This window comes from Oleiphilus sp. HI0086, assembly GCF_001635225.1.
The window spans coordinates 1-9,912 of sequence record NZ_LWFZ01001469.1; the positions used below are offsets into that span (position 1 = coordinate 1).

The 9,912-nt window shown below is 45.8% G+C and carries 7 protein-coding genes; 3 read left to right on the forward strand and 4 right to left on the reverse strand.

Annotation, left to right across the window (positions count from 1 at the left end; genetic code table 11):
• The first annotated feature begins 484 nt into the window (after positions 1-484).
• The 3 genes from A3756_RS24930 to A3756_RS24940 all read left to right on the forward strand — a co-directional run bounded on the left by A3756_RS24930 (position 485) and on the right by A3756_RS24940 (position 3,523).
• Complete coding sequence (locus tag A3756_RS24930) at positions 485-1,171, forward strand: tRNA-uridine aminocarboxypropyltransferase (RefSeq protein WP_068509490.1); 687 nt, start codon at positions 485-487, stop codon at positions 1,169-1,171.
• A 29-nt stretch (positions 1,172-1,200) separates the two neighbouring features.
• A complete protein-coding gene (locus tag A3756_RS24935) occupies positions 1,201-2,067 on the forward strand; it encodes an RNA pseudouridine synthase (RefSeq protein WP_197470093.1) in 867 nt (288 codons plus the stop codon).
• Positions 2,068-2,224: 157 nt separating this feature from the next.
• A complete protein-coding gene (locus A3756_RS24940; protein ID WP_068509488.1) occupies positions 2,225-3,523 on the forward strand; it encodes an OFA family MFS transporter in 1,299 nt (432 codons plus the stop codon).
• 71 nt (positions 3,524-3,594) lie between these two features.
• Here the strand turns inward: A3756_RS24940 and A3756_RS24945 are convergent, their stop codons facing one another.
• The 4 genes from A3756_RS24945 to A3756_RS24960 all read right to left on the reverse strand — a co-directional run.
• Positions 3,595-5,931 carry an esterase-like activity of phytase family protein gene (locus A3756_RS24945; protein ID WP_197475884.1) on the reverse strand — a complete coding sequence of 779 codons (2,337 nt, stop codon included), beginning with the start codon at positions 5,929-5,931 and terminating at the stop codon, positions 3,595-3,597.
• A 192-nt stretch (positions 5,932-6,123) separates the two neighbouring features.
• Positions 6,124-7,899, reverse strand: a complete 1,776-nt coding sequence (locus tag A3756_RS24950) for a sugar phosphorylase (protein WP_068509484.1) — start codon at positions 7,897-7,899, stop codon at positions 6,124-6,126.
• Positions 7,896-9,122 carry a glycosyl transferase gene (locus tag A3756_RS24955; protein WP_068509482.1) on the reverse strand — a complete coding sequence of 409 codons (1,227 nt, stop codon included), beginning with the start codon at positions 9,120-9,122 and terminating at the stop codon, positions 7,896-7,898. The genes A3756_RS24950 and A3756_RS24955 overlap by 4 nt, the downstream gene beginning before the upstream one ends.
• Positions 9,123-9,135: 13 nt before the next feature.
• The coding region (locus A3756_RS24960; RefSeq protein ID WP_068554977.1) for a mannosyl-3-phosphoglycerate phosphatase at positions 9,136-9,912 on the reverse strand (777 nt) is incomplete at its 5' end.

A 9,912-nucleotide genomic window follows, 5' to 3' on the forward strand; every position in this document is an offset into this window, starting at 1 on the left:
CAACAAAGGTCGAGTCACCTTGGCCATACTGTTTATCGCTAATATTCATTAAGTTATCTAACTTTGTTTTCTCACACTTACCAAGCCTTTACTAGCTTAAGCAATGTTTTGTCAGTTTGTTCAGTGCCCTGATTTAAACCATGCCTCATCACTTCCAGAGGTATAATTCAGTCGCGGCCACAAATAGTTTGAGCAGTTGATTCAGCACGATTGGAGATTTGATAAGGGCGTTTAGTTTCTGAGCTTGTCATGTGCTTAATAATGACGTGAAAAATCTTGAAGTCAAATTGAGTGATACTAAATCGTGATTGGCTTATCTGGAAGGGCGGATTCGTTTAATAAAAAGGTTTGAATTATTAAGTAATTAAGATGCCATTAAAGTTAAACTAAGCAGACCAGCCTGTAAAACGCCTAAGTGCGTGTTTTATTATGGTTTACAATTCAGTCATTAGAATCCTTAAAATTGCAAAGAAGTCGGAGAGTTATGCACCTTAATGCAGTCTCAAAATTACGAGATGAGCAGAGTAAAAAGATACATCGGCCTTTTTCTGCTCGTGGTAGCAAGTTAGAAAGGTGCCCGTCATGCCTATTAGTTGAGCATCATTGCATCTGTGCAGAGCGACCCGTTGTTGAGGCTGCTTGTGCATTTTGTTTTATTCTCTATCAGGGGGAAGTATTTAAGCCCAGTAATACCGGACGCATCATCGCAGATCTTATCCCTGACAATTATGCTTTCCAGTGGCAACGTACCGAGCAGGAGGCTGCTTTGCGCGATCTATTGGAGAATCCAGATTACTTTCCTATCGTGGTCTTTCCTCATGAGTATGCAGAAGCTGATCAGTGTATTCGAAACCCGGTTGAAATAGAGAGTCAAGTGCATGGCAAGAGGCCTTTATTTATTATCTTAGATGGAACTTGGCGAGAGGCTAAAAAAATGTTTCGTAGTGCTTATCTTCGGCCTTTTCCTGTGTTGGGGATTAGCCCTGAAAAGGTGTCAAATTATCAGCTGCGCGAAGCATCACAGGATCATCAGTTATGTACGGCCGAAGTGGGTGTTGAAGTACTGAAGTTGGCGGGTGAGCATGAAGCTGCGCAAAGCTTGGATAAATACTTTAAACTCTTTCGAGAGCGTTATTTGGCGGGTAAGGCGAATATCATTCTTAAACGCTAATATTGTGTCTTTAATCTAAGGTTAATAATGTGACAGAAATAGTCGAATTCAAACTAACGCTCGATGAAAGTAATTGCCACATTAAGGCAAGCCAGATACTCGCCAGTCATACGAATCTCTCGCAAGCCAAGATAAAAGACGCCATGCAAAAAGGCGCTGTATGGTTGCATCGAGGGAAGGGGAAGCAGCGTTTAAGGCGAGCTAGTAAGGCGCTAAAGGCTGGTGATGAGCTTGAACTTAATTATAACGCTGAAGTTCTCAGGCAAGCTATCCCTGAACCAAAGTTGATCCATGATGCTTATGATTACAGTATTTGGTTCAAACCCTATGGCCTGAACTGCCAGGGAAGCCGATGGGGAGACTTTGCCAGTATTAATCGTTGGGTAGAAGTAAACCTTGCTAAGCTTAGCAATACCCATGAACGACCTGTCTTTCTAGTCCATCGGTTGGACAGAGCAACCACGGGTTTAATGGTTTTATGTCATAGTAAAAAAGCTGCGCAATGCTTTAGTGAGATGTTTAGTCAGGGGAGGGTTGATAAACGCTACCAGGCAATTGTGCACGGTGATTTTTCTATCTTCCCGCAAGACTATGAAGTAAATAGCCCTGTGGAGGGTAAAGCCGCATGTAGTATGTTTTCTTATGTTGAAGGTAAGGGCGAGTATTCCCTACTTGACGTTAGATTACTAACGGGCCGCAAGCACCAAATTCGCCAACACATCTCCTCCTTAGGCTACCCGATTGTTGGCGACCGGCTATATGGTAAATCATGTGACACGGAAGCTGAGGGTGTTAGGGATCTGCAATTGCAGTCGGTATCACTGAGTTTTGACTGCCCGTTTGAACATTGTAAACAGAGTTTCAAAGTCGCTGAGCAAGATCATCTTTGTCTCTAGGCACTATTCCAATTTTTCAAAAACTAAGCCTAATCTACGCACCTGTTGACTCCCGTCATTTTCTTCTGCCGTACTCAGACTATATTGAGCACTCAATAAAAAAATCTCACTCGCCTCCTAAAGGCGGTCTTCATGTTCGTAGAGATAAGGAAGGGATATGTCTGAAATACTAAAGAATCCGGGGTGGAAGGTAGCCATCGCGGGTACAGGGATCAACCTGGCTCTAGGGGTGCTTTATACCTGGAGCATTTATCAATCCAAGATTGTTGAATCAATTGAAGCGGGCGGTGCCGGTGGATTTAATTGGGACAGAGCTTCGGTTGGCGATCCTTATGCCATCTGCTGTTTAGTGTTTGCCTTTACGATGATTCTGGCGGGTAAGTGCCAGGACTTATTAGGGCCCAGGGTAACGGCACTGATTGGTGGCGTGTTAGTGGGTGCAGGTTTGCTGGTGATTTCGCAAAGCACGAGTTATACAGCTTGGGTGCTTGGTTTTGGTGTGCTCACCGGTGCAGGTATCGGTTTTGGTTATGCTTCGGCTACGCCACCTGCACTGAAGTGGTTCCCCGGCGGGCAGACCGGACTTATTGCGGGTTTGGTCGTTGCAGGCTTTGGCTTGGCACCTGTCTATATTGCCCCCTTGGCTTCTTACCTTGTTGGTGAGTGGGGTTTGCAAAGCACCATGATGTTTTTTGGCGCTGCATTCTTTATTGCCTTAAGCATTCTATCCCGTTTTCTTAAGAATCCGCCTGAGGGCTATGTTCCTGCTGAACCAGAATCTTCGGATCAGAATGTAGTTAAAGAACTGCCTGCCAAAACAGAGCAAGAAGACTTGGAACCGGTTCAACGCAGTGAGCCTGAAAGATCCATGGATGCATCACTGGTTATTAAAACGGCTTCATTTTGGAAACTCTGGTTTCTGTATTTTATTGGCGCTGGAGCCGGGCTAATGGTGATTGGTAGCGTGGCTGGGATGGCGAAGCAAAGTATGGGTAACGCTGCGTTTATCGTCGTCGCCATCATGGCGGTAGGTAATGCCTCAGGACGGATTATTGCTGGCGTGGTGTCTGATGCCATGGGTAAAAACCTTGCCTTGGCAATCTTCCTGGCGCTTCAGTCTTTGAATATGTTTCTGGCGATATTCGTCGTCTCTAGTGAGGGGGCGATGGCGTTCTTTATTGTCTTGTCGGCGACCTTTATTGGCTTTAATTACGGTACCAATCTGGCGCTTTTTCCTGCCTTTTGTAAGGGTTGGTGGGGCTTGAAGTCCTTTGGTATCAATTATGGCCTTCTGTTTACTTCGTGGGGAATAGGCGGTTTTGTGATGACCAAAATATCGGGAGCGATAGTCGCGAGTACCGGATCCTATGTCTGGTCATTTATCGTGGCTGGAATTCTACTGGCGATTGCCGCTTTCGTTGCATTACGAATGAAAGAACCTAAGAGTGTTGCCTAGAGCATGAAAAAAGGGGCGGGTCTAAATCGACCGGCCCCTTTTGTTTAAGTAAGACTAAACCTGTTTAACACTTAGTTTAGTAAATCATTACCTAAGTTGATTAACTGCGTCTCACCATTGCTATCATCAACACCGTCATTGTCATTGACGACATAAACAGTATTGTCTGCAGTTACGGCTAAGCCTTCCATTTTCTCGTAAGTCGCTCCACCTGGCGCAGACAAGTCACCTTCAGCAATAAGATCTCTGACCAGAGTCTTGCTAATGGTGTCGCCATCGCTCAGTGCAGATACGTCAAACTCATAGATGCGCTTAATGGCTGCATCTTTGCCGCCCTGGTTATCACGCTCAAGCATTAGGAACTTACCGTCGCCAATCGAGGTGATATCAGATAAACCAACCCAGCCACCATTTTGCGACTCGGCAGTATCGAGAGGGTAGAAGAAGAAGCTCCACTGCTCACTTGTCGTATTGTAAGCACCAATGCGTGGATTCGCTTCATCGCCCCAAGCGCGCTGAATTGCTACATAGACTGAACCGTTATATTCAGTGATGCCTTCAAAGCCGAAGCGTACTTGAATATCATTCACTGATTGTGGCAGTGTGATAACTTCTTCAATGACGCCATTCGCATCGGTTTTGAATATGAAGTTCAAGCTATTGATTGGTCGTCCTGCATCCCCTTGTGTACCTGAACCTTCAGAAGCAACCCAGAAACCGCCATCGCTGGCAACGGCTATACCTTCAGGGTCAATATTGACGCTGTTGTCATCATTGATCAGTAGCGCTAGGTCTGCTTCATCGAAAACACTGACGCGTGTTGCATCGTCAGCATCAACCGAATCATCTGCCAAAACGCTTCTGGAAATGGCTGCAAAGATATTATTGCTATCTTTGATTGTGACTTCCTGGTTCAGCTGAGCGGGTGTGGTGCTGACGTCAATACCGAAAATACGACTTTGACCATAGAAGCTGTCTTCGATGGAATAAAGCATGTTTTCATCTGTTGGGCTTGCTGCCAAACCAGATAGTGCGCTCCAAGGTATGGGTGTCTCATCGACTCGATTAGTTGACTCGATTGTTGGGTAGCTTGCATCTGCGCTAGAGCGCTGATAGATATTCAATGCCGCACGGAACTTATCACCACGATCATCTTTTTCACTGGCGACAACCAGTAGGTTTCTATCAGGGATAGCCAAGCCACCTTCAGGGCCCACACCCGCAGGTAGGGTTTGCTTGTATACAGGCTGCTCTGGGTTACTGACATCGTAAACAAATACTAGGTTAGCACGTTCAGAGTTGACGAATAAGTAAGGCGTACCACCGAAGCTAGCAACTTCGATATTCTCAGGCTCGTTACCTTTGTTTCCAGAACGAGCATCTGGGTAGTGGCCGAAGCGAACTGCCATGTGGTCCAGGTCGTTGCCGGAAGAGTAAACCACTTCACCTTGCTTGTTGAAGATTGTGAAGCCACGGCTGCCACCGTCTAAATCACCTTCATCGGCAGTGGCGAAATATTCAGTGTCAATCCAAGATACGCCATCAGGCTCACGAGGAATATCGTTTAAGCTCTCGCTTAATGAAATAATGGCGGCATCTTCTTCTGTGTTGTCGATGTTTTCAAGATCAACGGTACCCGCTGAGAAGTCTGCGCTAACCGTGGCTGTTTCCAGGTCAACTAATAAAATGTGGTTGTTTTCCTGAAGTGTGACAACAGCGATATTGTCACTGTTGATATCGACATATTCTGGCTCAGGGTCTGCTGCGTACAGGTCAGCAATTCCGGTGATGTCTAGAGTTTGGCTTGTCCAATCAGCAGGTTCACCGCTTAGGTTAAGAATAACCAGCTCGCCAGCTGGAAGCTGCGGTGGCGCACCATCGCCTAGATCTTCATCACGCTCGTTTTCAAGAATCACAAGTGCATACATGCTGTCCGGGCTGACTGCGATAGAGTCTGGTTGGCCGCCAAGAGCGATCGTTCTAACTAGAGTTTTACTCGCAATATTAATGACAGCTAGCTCGCCCGATACCGTGACGTAGTCTGTTGAAGTGTTTACAGCCGCGAGAGCGTACTCTCCTTTGATCGCTACTGATGTTGGCTCGCCATTGAGTGCGAATGTGCCTGCAGCAGCCGGAGACTCAATAGTAGAAATATCGACGAAGCCTAGCTGTTCTTGCTCGCTGTCAGTATAGATTAACGTTTGTCCGTCAGTGCTTGCGGCAACAATTTCTGCAACGGTTTCGGTGTCGTCATTACATTGAGTATTGATCTGCTCACATACGTGGAAAGTCGCCACTCTATTGAAGTTTTTGACTGACGAGGAGTCTTTATCGTCATCGCTGCAACCTGCTAACAAGAGGGGGCTTGAAATGGCGAGAGCGAGAGCCGTTTTCTTAAACATATTCATAGAGTGCATAATTTTCCTTTCCATTTAACGATAGGTGTTTTTACTGAAGAGGGAATTATGTTTCGAGAGTGCTACAAATTTATGTCTCTTTTAAGTCACTTTGGTGACGGTACTTATATGCAAGGAGTGGAGCCTTCCTGTTTCTATAGAAAAATGACTAGTCGAAACAGGAGGCGAGTTGATTTAGCCGGGCTAGAGAGCACAGAGGTTTGATAACCAGATTGTCTGATAAGGCGCTAAATCGATTGTGTTATCAGCTTTGCTAAGCTCTTGCCCACTGATTAAGTTGCACCATGCTTGAGTATCGACCAGATTAATGTCAGCTATCGCAAGTTGCTGTGACTCCTTGCTGATGTTCGATATACAAAAAATGCTTTGCTTTCTGTCTGGAGACTGACGCCAATAGGCGAATATTTTATCCCCCAGGTGCAAAGTGAATTGCACTGCATTAGGGTGAAAGGCAGCATGTTGTTGTCGGATTTTTAGCAGACGTTTTATTTCGCTGAAGACACGCTGGTGATGCGTGTTTTCGTTAAGCTGCGTAGTTAAATCTGTATAGTCCCACTGGTGTCTGTTAATAGATCGATTATGGCCGGTGTTCTCCATTCGCTTATAGTCGTTTTGGGTGGCTAGCAAGCTATGGACATAAATACCCGGAATGCCCTCTAAGCCAAACATAATGGTATGTGCACAGAGAAAACGTTCGATACCGAATTGATCTTTTCCTTCTGTCGTGCCTTGTAGCGCATCGAATAGTGAGATATTGATTTCGTATGGTTTGCGAGAAGGCGTTTCGGTATTTCGACCATCTACGCTGTCCAGTGCTCGCCATGAGATTTGTCCTCCGAAGCTTTGCATGGTTTCTACTAGATTTTGTACCTCATCTTCGTTGAGAATTCCTTCAATTGGCCGTAAGCCAATACCGTCATGAGAGGCAATGAAGTTGAAATAGCAAGTGCCGTGCTGTGCCGGAGGCATGCTCATCAGCCACAGCTTCAAGTGATGACAGTTCCCACTGATTAAGGTATTCAGCAATAAGGGGGGCAAAGCGAAGTTATAAACACAATGCGCTTCGTTAGCATTACCAAAGTACGACAAGTTTTCTCTATTGGGAATGTTAGTCTCAGTGATAATAATGGCATCGGGCTGAGCATGTTCGATTAACAAACGAAGCAGGCGAACGACGTTATGTGTTTCTTCCAGATTGATACTGCTAGTACCGGCACGCTTCCATAGAAAGGCAATAGCATCCAGGCGAAATACTCGAACGCCCATATCGAGGTAGTGTCTAATGATCTTGATGAATTGCAGTAATACCCGAGGGTTTCTGAAATCGAAGTCGACCTGATCATGACTAAAGGTACACCATACGTGTTGCGTGCCGTAAGGCGTTTCAGTTTTTCTAAGTAGTGGGCTTGTTCTGGGCCTAACGACAGCGCTTAGGTCTGTTTCCGGGTCTTCGGTAAAAAAGTAATCGTGTCCAGGGCCTTCGGCTTTAATAAAGTTCTGAAACCAGACACTACGGCTAGAGCAATGGTTAATCACCAGATCACTCATAAGCTTATAGTGGCTGGCGATGTCCTGGATATCGGGCCAATCGCCTAAGGCTTCATTAACGCTTGAAAAATCCATGACCGCAAAGCCATCGTCTGAGCTATAGGGGAAAAAAGGCAGGATATGAACTGAATTAATGGTGCTTTCACAGTGCTCGTCAAGAAAGTGCTTGAGTGTATGGAGAGGTTTTTCCCCATCGACAAGAAATGTGTCGCCATAAGTAATCATGCACGTTGTTGATTGATCCCATAATGTCTGGTGATCCCCTGGTGTCTGGCAGCTAGTATCTAGCCTCATTTCCTTAAGCGCGCTATCTGTTAGAGAGGCGGTGCTCTCGTTTAGTTCGATGTCATGATAAATAACGTCCAGCAAGTGTTGAGCTTGCTGGACTAGAGCCGAGTATATAGAGTTCATTGTGAGAAAAACTCCTTATTGTCAGCCTCCACCGCTGCATATAGTCTTTCGAGAATATCGGGCTTGGCGCTAATAACTCTGTTCCAACTAGGAATGAAAGGGGTATCCATCGGCTTCTCGAGGAAGGCTTCACCAGCTTTCATGATGTTGTGAGCAAAAAGCTCGACGGCTTTTTCTTCCTGATGAATATCCAGCGACAAGCCATTCATCAAAGCATCGTTGTGATAAGTTTCGACAAAATCGAGCGCGATTCTAAAGTAGGTCGCTTTAATTGAGCGGAATGTTTCAGTGTTAAAGGTCTTGCCGTGAGTTGCCAGTTTTCTAAATAAGGCCTTTGAGATATCGATCGACATCTTGGATAAGCCTCCCTGATCATTTTCAGCTGACAAGTCCTGGTGTTTGTGGTCGTAAACATCGGCAATGTCTACCTGGCACAGCCTATTGTTGGCGTAGTTGCGGTGCATCTCAGAAAGCACACCTATTTCCAAACCCCAGTCGCTGGGAATGCGAATGTCGTTAAGCACATCTTTACGGAAGGAAAACTCACCGGCGAGTGGGTAACGAAAGCTATCCATAAATTGTAGATACTCTAATTCGCCATAGACTTTCTTTAAGGCTCGTAATAGCGGCGTTACCAGCAAACGGCTAACGCGGCCATTTATTTTGCCTTCAGCAACGCGAGCATAGAAACCTTTACAGAACTCATAGTTGAAGCGAGGGTTGGCAACCGGGTAGATCAGTCTTGCTAATAGTTCTCTGTCATAGGTAACAATGTCGCAATCGTGCAGAGCGACTGATTCAGATCGGTCAGACGCTAGCGTGTAGCCCATGCAGTACCAAACATTTCGTCCTTTTCCTAACTCTTTTGGTGCCAGGTTTAAGGCTTGTAATTCAGCATCAATCGCTTTGAGTCGTGGACCTTCATTCCAGAGGACGCGGTGATGTTGCGGTAATTGGCCAAAGAACTTTAAAGCGTGCCGGTACTGCGCCTCGTTAGCTCGATCTAAGCCAATAACGATTTCTGATAGATAGTCGGCACCTTCGAGGTGGCTGACGATCTTGGGTAGTGCCTCACCTTCGAGTTCGGAGAAAAGAGATGGAAGAATCAAGGACATGGGGCGTTGTTTACTAAAGCCCCTTAACTCATCTTCCAAATCATCCAGAGGGCGACGTGATAGGTTGTGTAGGGTGGTGACAATGCCGTTTTGATAGAAATCAGCCATAATGATTTTCTCTCTAACTGTAGATAATGTTGTTTACGCCTTGGGCCCAGCCTTTCGGGCCACAATGCTCGCTAACTTGGTAGCCACTAGTACGGGCTAAACTTGGTGGAGCGTGAGCTGGAGAGCGGATAATGAGCGCTCTATCAGCAAGCTCCAACATGGCGACATCATTAAGACTATCGCCAATTGCGAGTGTTTTTAAGTCGCAGGGAATGGAAAAATTAATGAACTGTTTGACCAGCCAAGATAAGGCTCGGCCTTTATCGTGATCTCCGTTCAAGCATAGGAAACGCCCTCCTTGAAGAACGGTGCCTCCCTTATTTTCCAGATAAGTAATGAAGGATTGCTTATCGGAATGATTGCCTAGCCATTGAATTGGCTCACTGTACTCGCGCTCATTCGCTTGCTTGGCTTGCTCGACGCTAAGCCCTGTTAGCTCGGCAAGCGCTTGCTCGCTCATCGCTGCAAAATGGTTAAATTGCTGCGGAAAATCCTTTTTGGCTTGTTCGAGAATACCGAGCCAGTGTTGACGTGTTTCTGATAAGCCATAAACCCAGTATCCGTTTTGCTCGTAGCAAGCTTCTGGTTTACAGGGAAAATAGTCCGTAGGGATCAAGACAGCAGCGCCATTTTCAACAATAAACGGTTGCTGGTTTTTGATTGCTTTTCTGAGCTTGAGCACCTCGGTACGAGTTTTACTGGTGGCAAAAATAACAGGAATATGATCTGCCTTTAGTTTCCCCAGCAAGGCTTTGGCTTCGGCATATTGATAGCTTTCATGGTCTAGTAA